General features: G+C 65.6%; 21 protein-coding genes. 11 read left to right on the forward strand and 10 right to left on the reverse strand.

All coding sequences use genetic code 11. The features are described 5' to 3' along the window. Positions 1-35 precede the first annotated feature (35 nt). The 4 genes from BKE41_RS07155 to BKE41_RS07170 all read left to right on the forward strand — a co-directional run bounded on the left by BKE41_RS07155 (position 36) and on the right by BKE41_RS07170 (position 3,384). Positions 36-863: a hypothetical protein gene (locus tag BKE41_RS07155; protein ID WP_245295913.1), complete on the forward strand. Its 828-nt coding sequence runs from the start codon at positions 36-38 to the stop codon at positions 861-863. Positions 864-1,015: 152 nt separating this feature from the next. Beyond that, entirely contained in the window at positions 1,016-1,432 is a 417-nt protein-coding gene (locus tag BKE41_RS07160; protein WP_070998920.1) for a transposase, read from the forward strand. Further along, positions 1,429-1,776: an IS66 family insertion sequence element accessory protein TnpB gene (gene tnpB, locus BKE41_RS07165; RefSeq protein WP_024827170.1), complete on the forward strand. Its 348-nt coding sequence runs from the start codon at positions 1,429-1,431 to the stop codon at positions 1,774-1,776. Before BKE41_RS07160 ends, tnpB begins: the two co-directional genes overlap by 4 nt. A 102-nt stretch (positions 1,777-1,878) precedes the next feature. Beyond that, complete coding sequence (locus BKE41_RS07170) at positions 1,879-3,384, forward strand: IS66 family transposase (RefSeq protein WP_024827169.1); 1,506 nt, start codon at positions 1,879-1,881, stop codon at positions 3,382-3,384. A 177-nt stretch (positions 3,385-3,561) separates the two neighbouring features. On the opposite strand, the gene BKE41_RS07175 is transcribed toward BKE41_RS07170, so the two are convergent. The 3 genes from BKE41_RS07175 to BKE41_RS07185 are packed head-to-tail and all read right to left on the reverse strand — an operon-like array spanning position 3,562 to position 6,714. Beyond that, a complete protein-coding gene (locus BKE41_RS07175; RefSeq protein ID WP_070998922.1) occupies positions 3,562-4,488 on the reverse strand; it encodes an NAD-dependent epimerase/dehydratase family protein in 927 nt (308 codons plus the stop codon). Then, complete coding sequence (locus tag BKE41_RS07180) at positions 4,475-5,452, reverse strand: NAD(P)-dependent oxidoreductase (RefSeq protein ID WP_070998923.1); 978 nt, start codon at positions 5,450-5,452, stop codon at positions 4,475-4,477. The genes BKE41_RS07175 and BKE41_RS07180 overlap by 14 nt, the downstream gene beginning before the upstream one ends. A 2-nt stretch (positions 5,453-5,454) precedes the next feature. Next, entirely contained in the window at positions 5,455-6,714 is a 1,260-nt protein-coding gene (locus BKE41_RS07185) for a class I SAM-dependent methyltransferase (RefSeq protein WP_245295914.1), read from the reverse strand. Between the two features lie 212 nt (positions 6,715-6,926). Between BKE41_RS07185 and BKE41_RS07190 the strand changes: the two genes are divergently transcribed. Next, on the forward strand, positions 6,927-7,472 hold the full coding sequence (locus BKE41_RS07190; RefSeq protein ID WP_245295915.1) for an NUDIX hydrolase: 546 nt from the start codon (positions 6,927-6,929) through the stop codon (positions 7,470-7,472). A gap of 98 nt (positions 7,473-7,570) precedes the next feature. Then, entirely contained in the window at positions 7,571-7,720 is a 150-nt protein-coding gene (locus tag BKE41_RS31565) for a hypothetical protein (RefSeq protein WP_199825833.1), read from the forward strand. Between the two features lie 56 nt (positions 7,721-7,776). On the opposite strand, the gene BKE41_RS07195 is transcribed toward BKE41_RS31565, so the two are convergent. The 5 genes from BKE41_RS07195 to BKE41_RS07215 all read right to left on the reverse strand — a co-directional run bounded on the left by BKE41_RS07195 (position 7,777) and on the right by BKE41_RS07215 (position 12,380). Next, a complete protein-coding gene (locus tag BKE41_RS07195) occupies positions 7,777-9,015 on the reverse strand; it encodes an HAD-IIIA family hydrolase (RefSeq protein ID WP_245295916.1) in 1,239 nt (412 codons plus the stop codon). Between the two features lie 10 nt (positions 9,016-9,025). Then, positions 9,026-9,613 (reverse strand): D-sedoheptulose 7-phosphate isomerase, encoded by a 588-nt coding sequence (locus BKE41_RS07200; protein WP_071000651.1) that lies wholly within the window; start codon positions 9,611-9,613, stop codon positions 9,026-9,028. A 79-nt stretch (positions 9,614-9,692) separates the two neighbouring features. Continuing rightward, complete coding sequence (locus tag BKE41_RS07205; protein ID WP_070998930.1) at positions 9,693-10,625, reverse strand: NAD(P)-dependent oxidoreductase; 933 nt, start codon at positions 10,623-10,625, stop codon at positions 9,693-9,695. A gap of 67 nt (positions 10,626-10,692) precedes the next feature. Continuing rightward, the gene (locus tag BKE41_RS07210) at positions 10,693-11,694 is read right to left on the reverse strand and encodes a GHMP kinase (RefSeq protein ID WP_026605183.1); all 1,002 of its coding nucleotides are present in this window, start codon (positions 11,692-11,694) and stop codon (positions 10,693-10,695) included. A gap of 233 nt (positions 11,695-11,927) precedes the next feature. Further along, on the reverse strand, positions 11,928-12,380 hold the full coding sequence (locus tag BKE41_RS07215; protein ID WP_041372277.1) for a DUF4214 domain-containing protein: 453 nt from the start codon (positions 12,378-12,380) through the stop codon (positions 11,928-11,930). A gap of 213 nt (positions 12,381-12,593) precedes the next feature. Here BKE41_RS07215 and BKE41_RS07220 point away from each other — a divergent pair, with 213 nt between their 5' ends. The 4 genes from BKE41_RS07220 (at position 12,594) to BKE41_RS07235 (ending at position 15,622) form a co-directional block, all read left to right on the forward strand. Beyond that, positions 12,594-14,009 carry a phosphomannomutase gene (locus tag BKE41_RS07220; protein ID WP_058607234.1) on the forward strand — a complete coding sequence of 472 codons (1,416 nt, stop codon included), beginning with the start codon at positions 12,594-12,596 and terminating at the stop codon, positions 14,007-14,009. A 138-nt stretch (positions 14,010-14,147) separates the two neighbouring features. After that, complete coding sequence (locus BKE41_RS07225) at positions 14,148-14,519, forward strand: hypothetical protein (protein ID WP_070998932.1); 372 nt, start codon at positions 14,148-14,150, stop codon at positions 14,517-14,519. A 10-nt stretch (positions 14,520-14,529) separates the two neighbouring features. Continuing rightward, on the forward strand, positions 14,530-15,282 hold the full coding sequence (locus BKE41_RS07230) for an FkbM family methyltransferase (RefSeq protein WP_070998934.1): 753 nt from the start codon (positions 14,530-14,532) through the stop codon (positions 15,280-15,282). Between the two features lie 10 nt (positions 15,283-15,292). Next, positions 15,293-15,622: a hypothetical protein gene (locus BKE41_RS07235; RefSeq protein ID WP_043073386.1), complete on the forward strand. Its 330-nt coding sequence runs from the start codon at positions 15,293-15,295 to the stop codon at positions 15,620-15,622. Positions 15,623-16,370: 748 nt separating this feature from the next. Here BKE41_RS07235 and BKE41_RS31090 read toward each other — a convergent pair. Beyond that, complete coding sequence (locus tag BKE41_RS31090; protein ID WP_159392727.1) at positions 16,371-17,495, reverse strand: hypothetical protein; 1,125 nt, start codon at positions 17,493-17,495, stop codon at positions 16,371-16,373. 165 nt (positions 17,496-17,660) lie between these two features. On the opposite strand from BKE41_RS31090, the gene BKE41_RS07250 reads away from it, so the two are divergent. After that, positions 17,661-18,919 (forward strand): IS3 family transposase gene (locus tag BKE41_RS07250; RefSeq protein WP_245295966.1). Its coding sequence is split into 2 segments (ribosomal slippage): positions 17,661-18,030 and positions 18,030-18,919, totalling 1,260 coding nucleotides; the frame shifts between segments, so codons are not numbered across the junction. 1,001 nt (positions 18,920-19,920) lie between these two features. Here BKE41_RS07250 and BKE41_RS31990 read toward each other — a convergent pair. Beyond that, a complete protein-coding gene (locus BKE41_RS31990; RefSeq protein ID WP_245295917.1) occupies positions 19,921-21,645 on the reverse strand; it encodes an AAA family ATPase in 1,725 nt (574 codons plus the stop codon). Positions 21,646-21,802: the final 157 nt, after the last annotated feature.

Raw genomic sequence — 21,802 nt, forward strand, 5'->3', positions numbered from 1 at the left:
CCTTCAAGCGGGCCGCGCTCCGGACGATCTCGAAGGTGTTCCGGCGCGTCGTCATCGGGCGCGTACCGGGATTGTTCGATACGGCCTACTACCTGAAGCACAACGGCGACGTCGCGGCCTCGGGCATCGACCCCTACCTCCACTACGTCTGGCGCGGCGCCGCCGAGAATCGCGATCCCGCCGAGGATTTCGACACGGCCTTCTTCCGCAATCAGAGCGGCAAGACCCGGCTCGATCCGGTGCGGCATTACCTGCGGTTCGGTTCCGCCGCCGGGCTCGATCCGCATCCCGGATTCAGCAGCACCTCCTACCTGATCCGCTACCCCGACGTGACGGCCTCGGGCGTCAACCCGCTGCTGCACTATCGGACGAACGGCCGGCGCGAGGGCCGCGTGGCTCAGCCGTCGGCGGCCAAGACCATGAACATCTCGGCCCTGCGCTCGGTCCCCTCCCGGCACCTGCGCAGCCTGCCGGAGGAGGGACGTGCCTTCTCGATCACGCTGCTGCGCGCATTCCCGGCCGGGGACACGTTCGAGTCGGTGAAGCGCTTCTGCTTCCTGCTCAAGCTGACCCATGGCGAGATCGCCCTGCTCGTGGGCGCGTTCGATACGATGCCCACCAGCGGCCACGCGGCGATCACGCTGGAGGTCTTGGCCGACGCGGACACAAGGGGCAAGCCGGAGACCCACGACGCACGACCGAAGCTCGATACGGTGCTCTTCGCTTTCGAGCATTGCTATGTGGCCGTGCAGGGCAACAGCATTCGAATCAAGTACGCAGAATTCCGGCTTTGGGATCTACGAGAAGAGGAAGCCCGGGTAGCGGAGATTTTCCCGGCCGGCGCCGTGGAGTTCCGCATCTGAGTCGCTCCCGACCCAGGGCGTAAGCCGGCCGTGCATCTGTGATTGCCCTAGGATGGAAGCTTGGTACGCGTCCGGTGAAGGCCGCCCCCGGAGGCATCGCGCGCTCGGCTGAAGCCTGACCTTAATGCTGGCGTTAAGGTCGGCGGGTCAGGATGATGCGGGTCGAGGTACTGGAGGGGATCGAACGACGGCGGCGTTGGTCGTTCGAGGACAAGGCGCGGATCGTCGAAGCCTCGTACGAGGCCGGCGTGTCGGTGTGTTCGGTGGCCCGCCGGAACGGGATCGCTCAGGGCCTGCTGTTCACGTGGCGACGCCAGGCTCGGCAAGGCCGTCTGGGCGGGGACGGGCAGGCTCCGGTGTTCGTCCCCGTGGCCATCACTCCGGAGCCGTCGTCGGCGGTTTTGGCGCCGCGGTCGGATGATCCGGGTGCTGCGGCCCAGCCCCGTCGCGCACGGCGCAAGACCGGTGTCATCGAGATCGATCTCGGCGGCGGCCGTCGTCTCAAGGTCGACCGGGATGTCGATGCCGCGGCGCTGCGCCGGGTGCTCGATGCCCTGGAGGGCCGATGATCCCGCTGCCGGCCAATGTCCGGGTCTGGCTGGCCACCGGCCACACCGACATGCGCAAGGGCTTTTCCAGTCTCGGCCTGATCGTCCAGGAGACGCTCAAGCGCGATCCCCATGGCGGGCATCTGTTCGTGTTCCGCGGACGGCGCGGCGACCTGATCAAGGTGATCTGGCACGACGGCCAGGGCGCGTGCCTCTACACCAAGCGGCTCGACCGCGGCCGTTTCCTGTGGCCCTCGGTGGCGGATGGAGCCGTGACGATCTCGACGGCGCAACTCGGCTACCTGCTCTCGGGTATCGACTGGCGGATGCCGCAGGAGAGCTGGCGTCCGAGCGCTCTCGGCTGAGGATAACGCGTTACAGCGCTTGAAGAATATGTTCTTCTCTCAAGCGTGCCGAACGCGCCCGAGCCCCCGCCGCTTCCCACCGATCTTGCCGCCGCCCATGCCATGATCCTGGCCGAGCGGGCGGCCCGGCTCGCCTCGGAGATCGCGGTCGAACGGCTGAAGCTGGAGGTCGCCCGGCTGCGGCGAGAACGGTTTGGGACCTCCTCGGAGCGCAGCGCCCGGATTGACCAGCTCGAACTCGTCCTGGAGGATCTGGAGGAGACGCTGGCCGAGACCCAAGTGCAGGCGGCCGCCGAGCCCGAAGCGCTCTCCGGTGCGGCTTCCTCTCGGCGCAAGCCCGCCCGCCGGCCTCTGCCCGAGCACCTGCCGCGCGAGCGCGTCGTCCATCCCGGCCCGACGACCTGCGCCTGTTGCGGCGGAGCGCGCCTTCGTCACCTCGGCGAGGACGTCACCGAGACCCTGGAGCGGATCCCGGCGCGCTGGGTCGTGATCCAGCACGTACGCGAGCGCTTCTCGTGCAGCGACTGCGAGACGATCGCGCAGACACCGGCCCCGTTCCATCCGATCCCGCGCGGACGAGCGGGCCCAAACCTTCTGGCCGAGGTGATGATGGCCAAGTTCGGCCTGCACCTGCCGCTGCATCGCCAGAGCCAGCGCTTCGCCCACGAGGGCGTACCGATCGACGTCTCGACGCTGGCCGGCTGGGTCGGAGCGGTGACCACCGCCCTGTCGCCCCTGGTCACCCGGATCGAGGCCCATGTTCGAGGGGCTGAGCGCCTGCATCTCGACGACACGCCCGTCCCGGTCCTGGCCAAGGGCAAGACCCGCACGGGCCGGCTCTGGACGGTGGTGCGTGACGACCGTCCCTTCGGCGGTCCCGAGCCGCCGGCTGTGGCCTACTTCTACTCCCCCGACCGCTCCGGCGCGCATGCCGAGACTTGGCTGGGCGACTTCCACGGCATCGTGCAGGCGGATGCCTTCTCCGGGTTCGGTCGGCTGTACGAACCCGGCCGTAAACCAGGCCCGCTGCGCGAGGCGGCCTGCTGGGCGCATGCCCGACGCAAGTTCTTCGAGCTGGCCGAGCTCAGGAAGGCTCCGATCGCCATTGAGGCGGTGGCGCGGATCGATGCGATCTTCGCCACCGAGCGCGCCACCAACGGTCTTGCCGCCGATGAACGCCGCGCGCACCGTCGCACCCGCTCGGCCGCCCTCGTCGCCGAACTGGAAGCGTGGCTACGGGAGAACCGCGCCAAGCTCTCCGCCAAGGCTCCGGTGGCGCAAGCGATCGACTACATGCTCAAGCGTTGGAGCGCCTTCATCCTTTTCCTCGACGACGGGCGCGCCTGCCTGTCGAACAACGCCGCCGAACGGGCGATCCGGCCGATCGCGGTAGGCCGCCGCAACTGGACCTTCGCCGGCTCGGATGCCGGCGGCCATCGCGCGGCCGCCCTCTACACGCTGATCGAGACCGCCAAGCTCAACGGCATCGATGCGCAGGCCTGGCTCGCCGATGTGCTCAGCCGGCTGCCCGACCATCCGGCTCGAGGCCTCGACGACCTGCTCCCCTGGAACTGGACCGAGACCCACCCTCAGCCGATCGCCGCCTGACACGCCGCCTCAACGAAGATCGCGGCCTTCACCACAGGCGTACGAAGCTTGTCAGCACGGCAACTTTCGAACGCTCCAAGCATACAAGCTTCGCGCGTGCATGGACGGCGGAACCTTGATGCTCTTGACGATGTCCAACATCGATCAACCAGCGGTACGGCCGGCGCCGGCGCGGCCTCAATGGCCGGCGTACTCCGCCGCGGCGAGCCTGCGCAGGCCCGCCTCAAGATCGATACGCGGCCGCCAGCCGGTCCGGTCGAGGAAGCGCGTCGAGTCGAGCATCTTGTATGCCGCGCCCTGGAACGAGCCCGGCGGGCTCACGAGCGGCACGGACCAGTCGAGCGCGGCCAGGGCCGCCCGCGCCACCGCCTCGACGGTGACGGGCGTGTTGGCGGCGCAGTTGAGGATCTCGTTGTCGAACGCCCGGTCGGCCGCCAGGATCGCGTCGATCTGGTCGTCGACGTACAGCACCTCGCGGACGGTCTGCGGGTTGCCCCAGACCTCGAACTGCTCAGCGCCCGCCGCCTTCTCCCGCACGGCGCGGTCGAGCAGGGCGCCGACGAAGTGGCTGCGGTCGGAGGCCTTGTTGTCGTGCGGTCCGTACAGGGTCGCCAGCACGCAGTGCAGGAAGGTCAGGCCGTACTGGTGCGCGTAGGCCGCCGAGCCCGTCGCCAGGACCTGCTTGGCGAGCCCGTAGCCGATCACGGACGGGTGCGTCGGTCCCTGGCCGAACCGCGCCTCGGAAAGCGGCTCCGCCGATTCCGGATAGGTGCAGGACGAGCCCGTGGAGACGAGCTTGGCCTGCGGCTGGAACAGCCGCCAGGCCTCGAGGACGTTCAGGTGGACCCGGGCGTTGATCGCCAGGAGTTCGCCCTGGATGTCGTACTGCACCGCGCCGGTGCGCTGGCGGGTCACCACGTGGAAGATCCGGCCGGCCGGCGGCGCCGCGCGCAGCGCCCGCTCGACATTCGCCCAGTCGGAGAGGTCGCCCGCCGCGCGGCCGATCCCGACGACCTCGCGGCCCTCGGCCCGGAGCCGCGGGACGAGGTTGCGCCCGAGGAAACCGTCCGCCCCGATGACGATGTCGCGCTCAGGCCCCGGCATGGTCAGCCCCCCCGCGATAGGCCTCGCGATACCACGCGATCGTCGGCCGCAGCCCGTCCGCGAGTCCCGTGAAGCTCGACAGCCCGAAGCGCTCCCGCAGCCGCCGGTTGGTCGAGCGGCGGGCGAGCACGCCGTGAGTCGCCGTGTCGGGGGCGTGCACAGGCCGGTCCTCCCCGGCCACCTCCAGGATGGTTCGGGCGAGGTCGAGCAGGGTCGTGGTCTCGCCGCGGCAGAGGTTGAGCGCGTCGCTCGTCTCCCGCATCTCCAGGGAGCGGGTGAACACGTCGACGACGTCGCCGACGTAGATGAAGTCGCGCTCGACCAGCGGGTTGCCCTTGATCTCGAAGCGCTCTCCCGGTGCCAGCGCGCGCATCACGAAGGCCGGCAGGACGTGCGCCTTGCGCGGATCCGTCGAGTCGTGGGGACCGTAGGGGTTGCTCAGGCGGAAGCTGATCGTGTGGATGCCGTAGCGCTCGGCGTGGAGGTCGGCGATCACCTCGGACCAGCGCTTCGACCAGGCGTAGAAGGCCTCGTTCCGGTTGGGCGGCGCGTTGAGGTCGACAGCCTGCGCGTCGTCGAGGGGATCGCAGGCCGCCGGGTAGACAGCGACGCTCGAGGCCGCGCGCACCTCGCGGATGCCCTTCGTCAGGCAGAACCGGTAGAGGCGGTTGGCGATCTCGGCGTTGCCGGTGAGCAGGTCGCTCTGCGCCGTCTCGAACTTGTCGGCGTCGTAGCGCTGCGCGGCGACGTTGACGACGATCGCGTCGGCGGGGACCGACAGTGCCTCCAGGGCGTCGAAGCGCGCGGCCTCGGTCGCCCCCGGTATCGACTGGCCGGAAGGGCTGACCGCGATCAGCCGCGGCACGCGGCCGGCGAGGTGCGCGACGAGGTTGCGGCCGACGAAGCCGGACGCACCGACGACGACGACGGTGTCGGGCAACGCGGACAAGGGGAGGGCGGCCACGCTCAGACCGCCTTCGGCAGGTCGGCGGCGGTGATCACCTTGAGTTCCGGCACAGGAACGATGAAGGCGCCGCCGTTCTCGAGGTAGCGGCGCTCGCGCGCCAGGAACTCGTCGATGAAGTTCCAGGCGAGCACCAGGTAGGCGTCGGGCGCGGGCACGCTGCCCTCCTCGACGATCGGGATGCGGGCGCCGGGGATCAGGCGGCCGAACTTCAGCGGATTCTTCTCGGCCGCGTACTGGACCAGCCGCGGGCCGATGCCGAAGGCGTTGAGCAGCGTCGCGCCCTTGGCCGGGGCGCCGTAGGCGTGGACCGTCTTCCCCTCGGCGTGCATGCGCTTCAGCAGGTCGAGCAGCGCCGCCTGCAGGCGGCGGACGTTCTCGGCGAAGCCGACATAGGTCTCGAACTTGCCGTAGCCGCGGGCCTCCTCGTCGGCGCGCATGCGCTTGACCGCGTCGCTGACCGGATGGGCGCCGGGGAAGCCGACATGCGCCTCGAGGGAACCGCCATGGACCGGGACGACGCTGACGTCGAAGACTTCCAGGCCGTGGCGCGCGAACAGCTGCTCCAGGGAGCGGAGCGTGTAGTAGCACAGGTGCTCGTGGTAGATCTGGTCGAAGGCGGTGTTCTCGATCATGCCGCCCAGGTAGATCGCCTGCACGACGAAGACGCCGTCCGGCTTGAGCAGCGTGACGATGCCCTTCACGACGCTGTGCAGCTCCTCCAGGTGGAAGAAGACGCCGGCGGCGGTGATCAGGCTCGCCGGCCCGTCCTGCGCGCGGACGATCTCGGCGGTCTCGGCGTTGAAGAAGCGGTTCAGCGTCGGCACGCCGGCGGCGCGGGCCAGTTCCACCACGTTCGAGGCGGGCTCGACGCCGCAGCGGCGCAGGCCGAAGGGCTCGTACTGCCGCAGCCACGTACCGTCGTTGCTGCCGATGTCGACGACGAGGTCCTGCGGCCCGAGGCCGTACCGCTCCACGAGACGGGCCGCCGTCTGCCGGAAATGCTCCACCAGCGTCTTCGTCGTGCCCGAGACGTAGGGGTAGTCGCTGAACATGCTCTCCTTCGGGATCGTGTGATCGATCTGGACGAGCGTGCAGTCGTGGCAGAAGCCGGCGCGCAGGGGAAAATGCGGCTCGCGGCGGTCCGCGAGTTCCGGCGGGATCAGGCGGTTGCAGTGCGGCTGATCGGTCAGGTCGAGAAACAGCTCGACATCGCGTCCATCGCAGACGCGGCATGCCATGGCGAGTTTCGTTCCCGTCATCCTACGACCTGTGACATCCGCGGCGCGAGGCTCTACGACCCCGCGAGGCTTATCGGCTGAGCCAGGGCAGCGCAACGCGCGGTCGCAGCTCGATCGAAGTCAGAGCCGAAAGACGAGACAGTTTTGCCATCGCGCATGTCCCTCAGCGGCGAAGATCCACAATGACCGTGGGGGGATATCCGCAAGCACAAACCCCGGGTCCGCAGAGAGCAATGATCTCGACACTGAGTTGGACAGTCCGCAAATCCCACCACGTCATGAAGGATCGCTGGCTCGGCCTCCGTGCCGACGACTGCGTGACATCGTCGGGTCACATCGTCGATCCCTATTACGTGCTCGAGACGCCGGACATCGCCCTCGTGCTGGGCATCGACGCGGCCGATCACGTCATCCTCGTACGCCAGTACCGTCACGCCTATGGCGGCCCGAGCCTGGAGCTTCCGGGCGGGGCCATCGACCCCGCCGACCCCGATATCCTCGCGGCCGCCGAGCGCGAGATGCGCGAGGAGACCGGCTACATCTTCGCGGATGCCGAGCACGTGGTCACCCTGAATGCGGATCCGGCCCGCTACGCCAACCGCATGCATCTCGTCCGCGCGCGCCTGACAGCGGCCGGACCGGCGCAGCCGGATCCCGACGAGGACATCGCCGTGCTGCGCGTACCGCGGGCCGAGGCCTTACAGCTTGCCCAGTCGGGCGCCATCGTCGGAGCCGTGCACGCCGCCATGCTCCTGATCGGCCTGTCCGACACAGGATGATGTCCATCACCGGATTGTGGATCGAGCGATCGAACCGCTGACAAGACCCGCGCGTTCCGCCAATACAATTAATTGTCGGTTAAAGAGCGGATCCAAGCGTGCCCGAGTACGACATCAAGATCGTCGATCCGCGAGATCGGAAAGCCGCGGACGCGGAGCGCGAGACTCCGCCCAAGCGCAAGCTCGACTGGGATCGCGCCATGCGCGAGGCCGCGGAAGCGGAACTCTCGATCCAGTCGCACGACTGAGCGTGCCGGACGGCGAAGCGCGCCCCGGCGAGGGCCCACCCCTCCTGGGTCCCTTCCTACCCCGTCAGCGCGACCTCTCGCAGGAAGGCGAGCAGGTCGTCCGACCTGAAGTGGTGCACGGCGAGCCCCGCCGCACGGCCGGCGGCGAGATCCGTCTCCTGATCGCCGACCAGGAAGCTGCGCGCGCAGTCGATGTCCCAATGGGCCATCAGGTCGAGGATCATGCCGGGCTCGGGCTTTCGCCATCCGTGGACCGCCCTGTAGGCCTCGACCGTCCCGTCCGGATGATAGGGGCAGTAGCGGAGATCATCGATATGCGCGCCGGCCTCGCGCAGATCGTCCCGCATCCAGGCGGTCAGACGGGCGACGTCGGCCTCGGTGTAGAAGCCGCGGGCGACCCCCGCTTGGTTCGTGATGACGAACACGAAGTAGCCGGCATCATTCAGCGCGCGGACGGCATCGCGCGCGCCCGCCATCCACTGGAACCGGTCCACGGAACCGACATATCCGTGGTCGTGATTGAGAACGCCGTCCCGATCGAGAAAAGCGGCGGGCCTCTTCCGACGGGCCGGGATCTCTTCCTGGGCGCGGGCGTAGCTCTCGGGCACGCCGATATCGAGGAAGTAGCCGTCGTGGACCACGCCCACCACGCGGCCCTCGGCGACCAGCGCGGGCAGGACGTCCCGTTCCAGTGAGCAGGCCGGCGGCAGGCCGGTCAGCGCGTCGCGGCGCACCAAGTAGACGCCGGCGTTGACGAGACCGGGACCCGGCTCAGGCGGCCGCTCGAGGAAGGCTGTGATCCGGACGCCGTCGAGGAGCGCGACGCCGTAACGCGCGGCGTCCGGCACCCGACGGAGCGACAGGACCATCGCCGCATCGGGGTGACGCGCCGCCATAGCGGGCAAGGACAATAGGTTCACGTCGAACCACGAGTCGCCGTTCAGCAGGAGAAAGGTCTCGTCGGCCTCGGGAAGGACGTGCACGACGGCGCCCCCGGTCCCGGCCTGCTCCGGCTCGACCGAGACCCGCAGCGTCATGCCGAAGCGTCGCGCGACCGGGTTGTCGGCGGCGTAGGCGCGGATCTTCTCGCTGTGGAAGGAGGCCAGCAGCACGATCTCGGTGAAGCCGTGGCGGCCGAGCTCGAACAACAGCAAGTCCAGGAACGGCTCCCCAGCCACGGGGAGCAGCGGCTTGGGCATCGCCGAGGTCAGCGCGCCGAGGCGCGTGCCGAAGCCGCCGCACAGGATCATGGCTTGCCGGACGGGGCCTCCACCCTTCCACTCTGGCTCGGTCACAGGCCGTCCCTCACGCTGCCGTCCCGCGCGGGAACAGGCTTTCCTCGACGAGGCCGCAGACGATGTGCGCGGCGGTGATGTGGATCTGCTGGATCAGCGGTGTGGCGTCCGACGGCGCGTGCAGGCAGACATCCGCCCGCTCGGGCATCGCCCCGCCCGTCGCGCCCGTGAAGGCGACGACCCGCAAACCCAGGCCGCGGGCCGCGTCCATCGCCTTCAGCACGCTCGGCGACCGCCCCGACGTGGAGAGCGCGAGCAGGACATCGCCCGGCCGCCCGAGGGCCAGAACCTGCCGCTCGAACACGTGCTCGTAGCCGTAATCGTTGCCGATCGCGGTGATCACCGAGGTGTCGGTGGTCAGCGCCACGGCCGCGGCCGGCGCCCGGTCGTAGTTGAGCCGCGAGACGAACTCGCCCGCGATGTGCTGCGCGTCGGCGGCGCTGCCGCCGTTGCCGATCGTCAAGAGCTTGCCGCCGCCGCGCAGGGACGCGGTCACGAGATCGGCGGTCTCGGCGAGGGTCGCGTGGAAGCGGGAATCGTCGAGGGCGGCCTGGAAGGTGTCACGGGTCCGCGTGAGAAAATCGACGATCGCGCTCATGATCACCTCGGTCCGTTCCCGCGTCGGCCGCCGTGTCGGGCGGACCGGCGGCGCGTTCGCTGCAGGCCGCCCATCCCGATCAAACGTTGGCGAACCGCGAGTTGCGGATCATCCGGAAGCCCTTGATCAGTTCCTTGATGCCCCGGTCGAGGTCGAAATCGGGGAACCAGCCGGTCGCCTCCAGCTTCTCGTTGGACACGATGTAGTCGCGCTTGTCCGGGTCCTCGCCGATCGGGGCCTCGACGTAGACGAAGTTCGGAACGTGCGCCTTGATGCGCTCGCAGAGCTCCAGCTTCGACAGGTTGGCGCTCGACAGGCCGAGATTGTACGCCTCGCCGCGCATCCGGTCGAAATTGTCCATCGCGTGGATGAAGCCTTTGGCGACGTCGCGGATGTGGATGTAGTTGCGCTTGAAGTGGCCCTCGAAGACCAGGAGCGCCCGGTCGGTCACGGCCCGGTGCGTGAAGTCGTTGACGAGGAGGTCGAGCCGCATGCGCGGCGCCATGCCGAACACCGTCGCGAGACGCAGGCTGACGCCGCGCCCGCTGTCGAGCACGGCCTTCTCGGCCTCCACCTTGGTGGTGCCGTAGAGCGAGATCGGCCGCAGGGGTGAGTCCTCGGTGCAGAACTTGCCGGCCTCGCCGACGCCGTAGCCCGAGTTGGTCGTCGGGTAGACGATCCTCTGGTCGCCGCCCGCGCGCTGCGCCAGCGCCACCACGGCGTCGCGGTTGAGCGTCGTAGCGCCGATCGCGTCCTCCTTGCACAGGGGCGCGCCGACCAGGGCGGCGAGGGGGATGAGCACGTCGTGCTCCGAGATCAGCTCGTCCAGGATGCGCGTGTCGCGCGCGTCACCCTTGATCGGCTCGAACGTGTCGTACTGGCAGGCCGAGAACAGGTCCGGGGCGCCGGACTTGAACGTGTCGAGCACCGTCACGTGATGCCCGCGCTCCAGAAGCATCGGCACCAGGATCGTCCCGATGTAGCCCGCGCCGCCGGTGATCAGAATTCGCATCGTTGCCTCTCGTCGCGATGGGTCCGCGGCCCGGCTGCAGCCGGGCTGGGGCCTGTGAGGACGCCGCTCAGCGCGTCTGGCGATAGATCAGGGTGGACCCGTCGACGTCGATGCCGATCGGAACGACGGACAGCGGCGCGACCCGCTCGATCAGGGCCGGAAGCCGATCGGGATCGATCAGAGCGAGGAAGAAGCCGCCCCCGCCCGCGCCGCACAGCTTCGCCCCGTAAGCCCCCGACGCGGTGATCGCTTCGAACAGATCGTCGAGCACCGCGTTCGAGACCTCACGCGACAGGGTCCGCTTGATGCGCCACGAGGCGGAGAGCATCTCGCCGAGCTGCGCGAGCCAGCCGCTCGTCCCCGCTTCGAGCAGAGAGACGCATTCCTCGACGAGGCGGTAGAGTTCGGACAACTCCTTGTCGATCGCGCGCGCGCGCGTCACGGCGATCTGCGCGGCGACCGTCGTCGTCGCGCGCCGCGCGATGCCCGTATGGACCAGCACCATCGACGCGTTGAGTTGCTGAATGGCGGCAGAACTCATCTGAACGGGCGAGATCCGTATGGCGGAGCCGCTAAAATCGAACCGGTTGATCCCGCCGAAGGCGGCGTGGAGCTGGTCCTGCACGCCGACGTTCTCGCGCAGGATCTCGCGCTCAACGTGTATCGCCTTCTTCGCGAGTTCGATCTTCGTCGGTTTCTGATTTTGAATCGCGTATATCGTTCTCAGAAATCCCACGGTGAACGCTGAGGACGAGCCAAGACCGCTACCTGCCGCGGGCAAATCGGAGATGATGCTCATATCGAGCCGTCGGTTGACGTCGAAATATTTGAGCACCTCCCGCACCACCGGATGCTCGATCTCGTCGATGTGCCCGCAGTGCTCGACGCGGGAATAGCTCAATCTATAATTATAATCCTGACACCCTATCAAATCCAGCGCGGCTATGATGATGTACTTATCAATAGCGGCGCCGACAACCGCTCCAGGCGCCCGCTCAAAATATTCCGGGTAATCTGTGCCGCCGCCGAACAAGCTTATTCGAAGCGGCGTCCGAGTCACGGTCAGCATGAAGGTATTCCGCCGCTCCTATCCGCCCAGGCAGATCTCAGACGCACAGCCCCCACGCGACAGGCGACAGCGCTCGATCTATCGACCCATATCTCGACTCTATCAACACATTCTTGTGCGCGGGAGACATATTTTAGCGCTCTATCGAATACGGCCTCGCGACGCCTCATATTGTCAAAGATGATTCAATCACATGTATTGACCTACACATAACGAACATAGGCGACTCTGGATTAATTCAGCGACGCACGGAATTCCTCTGAACTGATGACGGTCCCCAGAAGTTGCCTTCGGGAGATCTTTCCCGCATTCAGCTGGGCAGACCAATGCCGCAGCGCATCGTCCTCCGCGTCCCGTCCCAGAACGATACGGTACAGATCCATCACGAACGGCATGGTGTGCTTCCCCGACTGCTGCTGATCGAAGGCACCGGATTGGATGTACTCGACAAGCAGCAGCGAACGGCTTCGCCCGCGCGGCGAGCTTGTGATCACGTCGCAGATCGCGCGGCTCAATTGAGGGGGCCACTCGTCGAGGTTCTGGCGCAGAAAGGAGGCCACGTTCCCAATCGCCTCAATCTCATCGACCGCCACGAGGTGCCCCAGTCGCCGCGTTTCGGCGACACGCTCCGACAAGGCAATCGTCAAACTGACCACGTTCGAGAGATCGAGACCCTGCGAATGCATCCTGACCACAGCCGAAACTTGGAGGTGAGCTCGTAGGACTCAATGCTGGAATCATGGTTAAGAGAGGGTAAACGGTATTGCGCATAGGCGGGTGCGGCGCCTCCGTGAAGGATCCCGTGCGCGAGCCCGGCTCCCGTCACGGGACGTTGTGATGCACGGCGTTTCGCGGCATCAGTGATCGATTCCAACTCAATCGACACTGACGGAACCGCCGTGAGCAGCCTGAGATTCGGTACGAGTGGCTTGAGGGGTCTGGTGACGGACCTCGTCGGAGGGCCGGCCTACGCCTACGCCAGCGCGTTCTTCCGCTCCATGTCGGGCGAAGCCCCCCGGGCAGTCGTGATCGGGCGGGACCTGCGCGACAGTAGCCCGAGCATCGCCGCGACGGTGGCGGATGCCGCTGCGGCAACGGGCTTCACGGCGATCGAATGCGGCGCCCTCCCGACACCGGCCCTCGCCCTCGAGGCGATGCGGCGCGGCGCCTGGGCAGTCATGATCACGGGAAGCCACATCCCGGAGGATCGCAACGGACTCAAATTCTACCGGCCCGACGGAGAGATCACGAAGGCGGACGAGGCGGCAATCTTGGCCGCTCTGGACCGCGGCGCACACGCCGGCGTGTCGGCGGAACGGACCTCTGCCACACCCGAACCCCGCGCCCTGGCCCGCTACCAGCACCGCTATATCGACGCATTCCCGTCCGAGATGCTGGCTGGCCTACGCATCGCGGTCTACCAGCAGAGTTCCGTCGCCCGCGATCTCCTGGCCGATCTGCTCACCGGCTTCGGCGCACAGGTCACGACGATTGGCCGGTCCGAGACTTTCGTGCCCATCGACACCGAGGCACATCGGCCCGAGGATATCGCGTTCATTCGTGACGCGATGGCCTCGGGCGATTTCGACGCGCTCGTGACCACCGATGGCGACGCCGACCGGCCTCTCATCGCCGATGAGGCGGGCCGGATCGTGCGAGGCGATGTGCTCGGCCTGATTACGGCACGCTTCCTCGGGGCCGACGCGGTCGTGGTGCCCGTGACGGCCGGTTCGGCGCTGGAGCGTTCCGGCGGCTTCAAGCAGGTCCTGCGCACGAGAGTGGGCTCGCCCTACGTCATCGCCGGCATGGAACAGGTGCGGCGCTCCGGTGCGGCCATCGTGGCGGGCTTCGAGGCGAATGGCGGCTTCCTGCTCGGCTCGGACATCACACGCGACGGCAGGACCCTCCCGGCCCTGCCGACGCGCGATGCCATGCTGCCGATCCTGGCGACACTGGCCGCGACGCGCGCGGCCGGCACCTCGCTGGCCGACCTCGTGACCTCCCTCGATGCGGGGGAGATGGCGAGCGACCGGCTCCCCAACACGCCGTCCGAACGGAGCAGCGCCTTCCTGGGCCGCTTGCGCGAGGAGGCCTTCCGGGTGTCGTTCCTCCGACCGATCGGAGCGCCGGGATCCATCGACGAGCAGGATGGAATTCGGATCGAGCTGGACGGCGGGCGGACGATCCACTTCCGGGCTTCCGGCAACGCGCCGGAGTTGCGCTGCTACGCTGAGGCCAAGTCGGTGACCGAGGCTCAGGATCTCGTGCGATGGGGCCTCGCGGCAGCCGCCACCGCCATGGCCGAAGCGAGCTAGAGAACAGGGATTGCCGTGCCATCTCGATAACCGATCCACCTCGGTGGCTGTGATCACGTAAGGCCGCTGTCGCTTGACGCCGACGTGTCACCAACCGCGTTCCGAACCCGTCCCCTCCCGGGCCTGTTGAGCTACCGAATGCCGAAGAATCTCGCTCACGACATTGACACGAAGTTCATTCACCAGATCCAGCAGCAACAGATCGAACTGTCGCTGCTGCGGGCCGAACGCGACAGCGCCGTGCGCGACCGCGATCTGGCCCAGGCGCGGTCCGAAGGCCATACGAAGCTAATCGACGCCTTGTTGGAGAGCCTTCGTCCCTACGGGTTCAGCCGTAAAGGGTTCCTGTCCGCTATTCGTAGGGCGGCCCAGACCATCCCCGATCACGGCGTTGATTCGGTTCAGCACACGGTCCTGTTCGACGGCTCAAATCGGATCCTACAGACGCGGTACGGCGCCTCGATCCACCCGTTCAAGACCCGACCCCATCGATCCCAAGTAACAGGTTGAGCAGAGAGCCATGGATGTCGAGCTCCTGACGGTTTTCAATGCACTGGTCAATCTCAGGGACAATCTGGAATCGCCGCCGCATATCGTGAGCTCGGAGCTCGATTTCCTGTCATTTGCGGCGAAGAGAGCGCCCCTTTCCAACGCGCAGCTTCTACAGGATCTTTGGGCGCTGTACGAATTGAATGAGAAGCGGAACGGATATTTCGTCGAATTTGGTGCCTGCGATGGTATAAGCCTGAGCAACACGCTTCTTCTCGAGAAGGCCTATGGCTGGCAGGGCGCTCTCGCCGAGCCTGCCCGCGCTTGGCATGCGGCATTGTATGATAATCGCAACTGCTACATCACTGACAAGTGCGTTCACAAGACCAATGGCGTCGAAGTCTTGTTCAATGAGGTTGATATCGGCGAGCTGTCCGGGATGGATGAATTTGCAGCAGGCGATTTTCATTCCCAATTTCGCCAAGATAGGCGACAATACCCAGTCCAGACAATCTCGCTGGACCGTTTTCTATCGGAGGCGCGGGCGCCGAAGCAGATCGACTACATGAGCATCGATGTGGAGGGCGGCGAGTTCGACGTCCTGGAGAGCTTCGATTTTACAAGCTACGACATCGCGCTAATAAGCGTCGAACACAATTTTTCCGACAGCCGCGACAAGATATATGGCCTTCTGACCGGACTCGGCTATCGCCGCCGATTCCAGCAACTCTCTCTGTTCGATGATTGGTACGTCCGACCTGATCTGGTCGCAGCATCGACCTAACGGAGCCGGCATGTCAGCACAGACCGCGATCGAGATCCTGGACTCGATGTTCGACCTTTTCAAGCAGATGGGCAGCGGGATCGCACTCGACTTGCACTGGCTAGAGATCGCCCAGCGCCTTCACCGTGTACGCGCCGAAGCGACATGGTCGGGCGATTTGGATTTTGTCGCCACCAAGCTGAAGGCTCAAGCTGCCTATTATGCGGCGGCCTACAGGCAGCCCGACGGGTCCGAGCATATGCGGCGACTCAACGCCGAGAAGCTCGAGGAGGTTGTCAAATGCTACTCGATCCTACGCGCACATCTTGAGCAACAAATTCCCTTAGCTCAGCATGCCTGAAACGTACGATTTAAATCGTAAATTGAGGTTGGTCGTAAGTCGATCAAAGCCGGCGAAATTAGGATGAGAAAATACGTTTGGCGCAAGCCAGCATAATGTGATAGATGCGCGCCAAATTTAACGGCGGCCTATCAATGTCAAATATTTGGGCACAGGCGATTTCAGCAAAATGATCGTTTAGTATAAGCATTCCAATTTTTCCACGCTAGCCATCAAAATCTCATGATTATCCTTGGTGCATAGGCAGAACCCAGCCAACCTTACATCGACCGTGAAATTGAAATCAGCTCCGTGGCTGGGAACGCTGCCTGCCTCGCGGACTATCCGGCGGAGTAGGCAGGCCTGCGCATGAGCTCGCGGTAGAGCAGTTGAAAAATTAGCCCTCTCCGTCACCAAAAACGGCGCCGCGAGGTTGCAGACCGACGCGGAGCGATCTTTGGTCGATGGTCCGACCAGAACTGTGTACATCACCTGCGCAAATCTCAGCACGCGCGAGGACGATGCAATCGAACCCGAATAGTGCAGCGTCGCTAACCGACCACGGTGCATCTTCCAAAGCACAGTCCATGGCTCATCCGAGCGATTGCTTGAGCTTCGGCCTAAACCCGAGGCTGCAAGCGTTGCATTCTATCACAGCCAGGACGATCTGGCCGAGACCATCCGGGTTTTCTCCCGCCGCTACAGCCGCATAACTGGCGTGGTCCGCCCCTTTATCGAAGCGCATTACACATGGATTCTGAAATCAAACTCAGAAGTGGCTCGGGGAAGGATGCCTAGCATGGTCGCCATTTGTGGCCTCTCCTGATCGAGCCGCCTCAGCTTGGATGTATCCAAGGACCGTCATTAGTCCAGCGGGCAGGCCCGGAGTGATTGCCTCCCACAACGCGGATCTTTCGGCGGCATCAAGGTTCATGTCGGGAATGAGAAGAAGCTCACCGCTCTCTGCACAATGCTCAACGGCGACGATCCTACCATCGGTCAGCGCATCGATCCCGATCGCGATAGCGTTGAGGGCGTCATCAACCTTAGCTCGGGCCTCCGCCATGATCCCTTCTCTTTCGGCTGCCATCCCAGCAACGAACCGGGTGATCTTCTCCTCCGCGATTTCCAGCCGTCTCTCGCGGGCATCCAGAACTGCCCGCTCTTCGGCGAGATCCTGCGCCGCTATGGCCTTGGCCTCGTCGCGAGCCGCATCTACCAGCCGGCCGTAACGCTCTGGATCGAGGTGCCTGGCGGGCTGATCGACCTTGCGCGTGCCGCGACAAAGCATGCGATCTAGAGTCTTGGCGGCGTGAGCTGCCCAAGAGGTCTGAAGCGCGCCGAACGCGGTTGGGTCGTTAGGATGTAAAACACGGTGCGCCTCGAGTGCGGCCGTCACCGACACGATGGTGACATCATCTTTGAACCGATTCAGCTTTGCAGCGCGGGTCGGCGCGGCCACGATGTCCACGACCCCGCCGCCCTTCTCATCGAGGTCCTGCCGCCAGGCCACGACGCAGGGTCTCCCCCCTCCAAGTGCTCGCTGGACCCATTCCACAGCTTGATGCGCCAACTGAACGTTCCGCGTATTTTGGGGATCGTGCAATTCGCCGACTTCAGTGATCCAGCCGGGGCTGACGCTCACAAGGATGTGGAGGCCGATCGGCGCGCGTCCGTATAGTCGGGCTCCGTTGGCTTTGAGGAAGCCTTCGAGCGCCGTTGAGAGATCCAGCGGATTCTCCGCATAGTCCGATCCCGAGCGGTTGAGCGGCGTTCGCGCCGGGTCCACACGCTGCTTGCTGCTGGGATCAAACCGCAGACCGTGCGACGCGATGCGGGCTAGCTCACTGCGGTCTCGGATACGTTCGACACGGACACATGTGAAATGTGTCATGATTCGCGCCCCCTGGCCTGTTCGTTTCTCTAGCTTGGCCAGGTGCGACGAAAATCGCGATGGTCCCTGATGAGTCGTAACCTCAAGGGTCAGCGTCTGAAGTAGCCCCCAAAATGACCGGACAGGGGCTCACGCTTATGGAAGTGTGTGCCTATGACCGACCGTATGGTGAGTTCTAACGACCCGCCCCGCGCCGAACGCGTCGAGGTGATCACCTCCGTCCAGCGGCGTCGGCATTGGACCACGCAGGAGAATGTGCGCCTCGTCGAGGAGACCTATCTGCCCGGTCAGTCCGTCTCGCTCGTCGCCCGCCGCCACGGGCTGAACGCCAACCAGCTGTTCACGTGGCGTCGGCTGATGGAGCGCGGCGCGTTCACGGCCGCCGGTGCCGGTGAAGAGGTGGTGCCAGCCTCCGAGCTGCGGGCTGCCCAGCAGCAGATCCGCGAACTGCAGCGGCTCCTGGGCAAGAAGACGCTCGAGACCGAGATCCTGCGCGAGGCGATGGAGCGGGTCGTCGCCCCCAAAAAGTTGCCCTCGCGCGTGACCTCGTGGCCGGAGGACGGCCGGTGAGCGCTGTGGCCGCAGCTTTGAGCGTGTCACGCCCGCACCTCGCCTCGTCCAGGCAGGCCTCCCCCGCCTGGAAGCCCAGGGGCCGACGCGGCCGTCCGCCTGCACCCGACGCCGCGTTGCTCGGCGCGATCCAGGCGCTCATCGCCGATCTGCCGACCTACGGCTATCGGCGCGTCCATGCCCTTCTGCGCCGGCAGGCCGAGCGGGACGGTCGGCCTGCACCGAACGCCAAGCGGGTCTACCGGGTCATGAAGGTGCACGGTCTCCTGCTGCAGCGACATGTGGGCGGAGCCGAGACGCGCCGTCACGAGGGCAAGGTGGCGGTGGCCACGCGCAACACGCGCTGGTGCTCGGACGGGCTAGAGATCGCAGCAGAGAACGGTGAGCGTGTGCGGGTCGCCTTCGCGCTCGATTGCTGCGATCGGGAAGCGATGAGCTACGTGGCGACCACGGCGGGCATCACGGGCGAGGACGTCCGCGACCTGATGGTGGCGGCCGTCGAGCATCGCTTCGGGGCGGTCAACCAGCTACCGAGCCTGATCGAGTGGCTGACTGACAACGGCAGTTGCTACGTCGCCCGCGACACTCGCCGCTTCGCCCGCGAACTCGGCTTGATACCGAAGACGACGCCGCTGGAGAGCCCGCAGAGCAACGGCATGGCCGAAGCGTTCGTGCGAACCTTGAAACGCGACTACGTGCGTGTCTCGGTGCTACCGGATGCCGAGAGCGTGCTGCGCCAGCTCCCCGTTTGGCTGGCGCACTACAACGACCTTCATCCTCATCGCGCGCTCGGCTACCGCTCGCCGCGCGAGTTCATCACCCGATCAACCCAGGAGACCCTGTCCGGTTTTTAGGGGGCAACAACAGCGTCGGACCTCGTTCATGAGCACCTCATGCTTGGAGGGATCGCTCCTGGGCAACATCCCCCGTCCGATGCGAAGCGGAAAAATTTTATCCCAATCCCGAGCGGGTTCAGGGATAGGTTCAGGACCCACTAGGGGACCTAGTGAGCGCCATGGCCGAGGTCACGCCGATCTAAATTTTTCGCTTCCGATTTTCATCGCCGTCAGCGCCTATCCTCCCGGCATACCGCGAGGTCCCAACCATGGCTGCCGGAACCTTCAATTTGAAGCGCTTCTTCGTTGCGAAGGCAGCGGCGTTGCAGGAGGCTTCCCGGATTCTGAGTCCACGCGGAGAGGGCGCCCGAGCTTCGATCACCATCCTTGGCGACACCATTGGATATGCCGCTGATCTCGACGCGCGGGTCCATGAGGCTCGGACCGTGACCACGAATGGCGTCGTCAAGCGATTGCCGGCCCACATGAAGGTCGCAACTGTCGATATCGGCCCGGCGCTCGACGCCAGCACGGGCGGCGAACTATCGCCATCCACGATTCGCGCCTCGATCCTGGCACAACACGGGGAAGCCGCCCGTGCGGCGATTCTCCACCGTGATGGGCCAGAACCTATCGTCGTAGTCATGCTCGAACCTGAGGATCAACAGTTCCGTGCACGCCGAGCATTCGATCCCTTGTGGCGTGAGACTTCCGTAAAGGTCGGTGTTTCCGGCAGCGCAGTTTCGCAGGCTGGCGACGTCGGGGAAAAAGTGTCTCGAGGGAGGATCCGAGAGGGCTCAAACGAATCTGAAGAAGAAATATCGATATCAGTTACCATCTTTAATGATGAAGAGAATTCACCAGAAATATCTGAGAGTTGCAGCTTCGATGATTGCGCAAGTAATTCGCAATCTATTCAGCACGGCAGAATGCACAATCATTTCAGAGTCACGGCTCATGCGGCTGACAGAATAGCACCGGAGAGCGATATACCCTCACCGGCAATCGATCATGTTAATCTATTGTCGCACAGCGAGAGTTTCGCGCGCATTGACAACAGCCTCGACCAAGCGAATCAGTCGCCTGACCGAGCCGCCTCGCCAGGATCGTCGAAGCAACGCGATCTCCTCGCCGTCGAGCGGCGCAATGAAGGCGGGAGCGAGCTCGTGATCGGCCGCGATTCCTGCCAGGACCGGTTCGAGCAGAGCATCGAGATCTGCGTGGCTCGGGGCCGGCATTTCCAACACGCGCAGGCGATCAAGCAGAGGGGCGGGCAAGTTGCCGATCTCATTACCAGTGGCCAGCCACGAGACGCGGCTGATATCAGTCTCCGTCTGGAAACAAGGGTCTTGGTAGGTTCGGGCGGTTTCCGGTTCGAGCATCGAAAGCAGGGCATCCCAAAGCCTACCGTGATCCGAACGGGTTGCGGATTTCTCCAGTTCATCAATCTGCATCAGCGGGTTGGCACTACCGGTCCGAGCTACCGCCATGATCGGATGCGCCGGTTCCGAGGTCGCCCAACGGCGGTCGAGGCCACCCAGCGATGCGCCGGCGTCGCGCGTCGCATCGACGCGCCACAACCCCAGCCCGAGATGGAAGGCAATCCTGGCGATGAGGCGGGTCTTGCCGGCTCCCGGCGGGCCGATCAGCAGGGTCGGCCGGAACGTGGTGTACTCACGTCCGATCAGGTCGGCCAGAAGCCTGTCGATCGTAACCTGAGCGTAAGGAAATTCGAAGACGAGCCGCGTGCGCACGGCTGCGAGATCCGGCACGGCGACCAGCGGGAGCGCCTTGCCGATGACGTGCTCGTAGCCGCGGGCGATGGAGCGGCCGCGGTCGCTCCCGGTTTCCTGGATTGCCGGAACGACGAGGACGTGGCCTTTGGGCACTTCCGCGGGTGGGGCATCGGCATCCGGCAGCTTTGGCGTGCTGTCGACGGTTGCCGCCTTCTCGCGCCGGCGCGCCTCGCTTTTTTCGACGAGTTGAGCCTCGATCTTCTTCCATCTGCGCCGCTCCCGCGTCGCTGCGCTGTCTGCGACGGGTCGTGTCAAGACCTCCCCAACGGGCACGAGCGCGTGGACGAGTGCCACGTCGCTGGCGAAGGCATCATTGGCGCCACAGGCCAAGGTGGCAGCAGCAGCGATGGCGCTGCTCGTCTTCTCGGAGAACGTCAGAAGCGCGTCCGTGAGCGCGTCGTGCCAAGCTGCCTGCAGGGCGACAGCGAGATCGGTCGCACCGGTGCTGTCCGACTCGGCGCCCTGTTCGGCGACGCGTCCGATACAGAGGCGCGTCTGCGTCTCGGCCAAGGCCGCGAGCCCTTTACGGAGGTCGAGAACAGCTTCGCGTTCCAGCCAGAGGGGCGGGGCCAAGCGCGCCGCAGCTCTACGATCATCGCCGGCGCAAGAAAGCAGCGTCACGACATCGGCCAACGCCCGCGCCACCGGCTGATCGTGCTCCACACCCCACACGTCGAGGAACCGGATCAGAGCGGATCTTCGGGCTATCCAGCGACGGTCGCGCCACAAGTCCCGCTCGGAAGAGGCCGCCACGATCCAGGCGGAGACCAGCGCCTCGGCATCCGGGGCAAGGGTAGTGATCTCGAAAGCGAGCTCGGAGCAAGCAGAAGCCACGCGCAGATCCTGAGCGAGGCAGGGGCGCAGGCGGCGTGGAAGCATCGGCTCGAGCAGGCGACGTGCCGCCTCGGGGTCGATCTGCAGGGCAGGCGGGGTCGAAGAGAACGCCATCAGCTTCTTCCCTTTCAGCGGGCGACGCCGACGCGGTCGGCACCGCGGCGCGGAACGGAGCACCAAGCGTGGGCAAGGCAGAGCACCTCGAGATCGGCCCGGCGTCGAGCTCGCCGCCCGAGCACGTGCACGAGCAGATCGATGCAGGAGCCGTCAC

The organism is Methylobacterium sp. C1 (assembly GCF_001854385.1).
Lineage (GTDB): Bacteria > Pseudomonadota > Alphaproteobacteria > Rhizobiales > Beijerinckiaceae > Methylobacterium > Methylobacterium radiotolerans.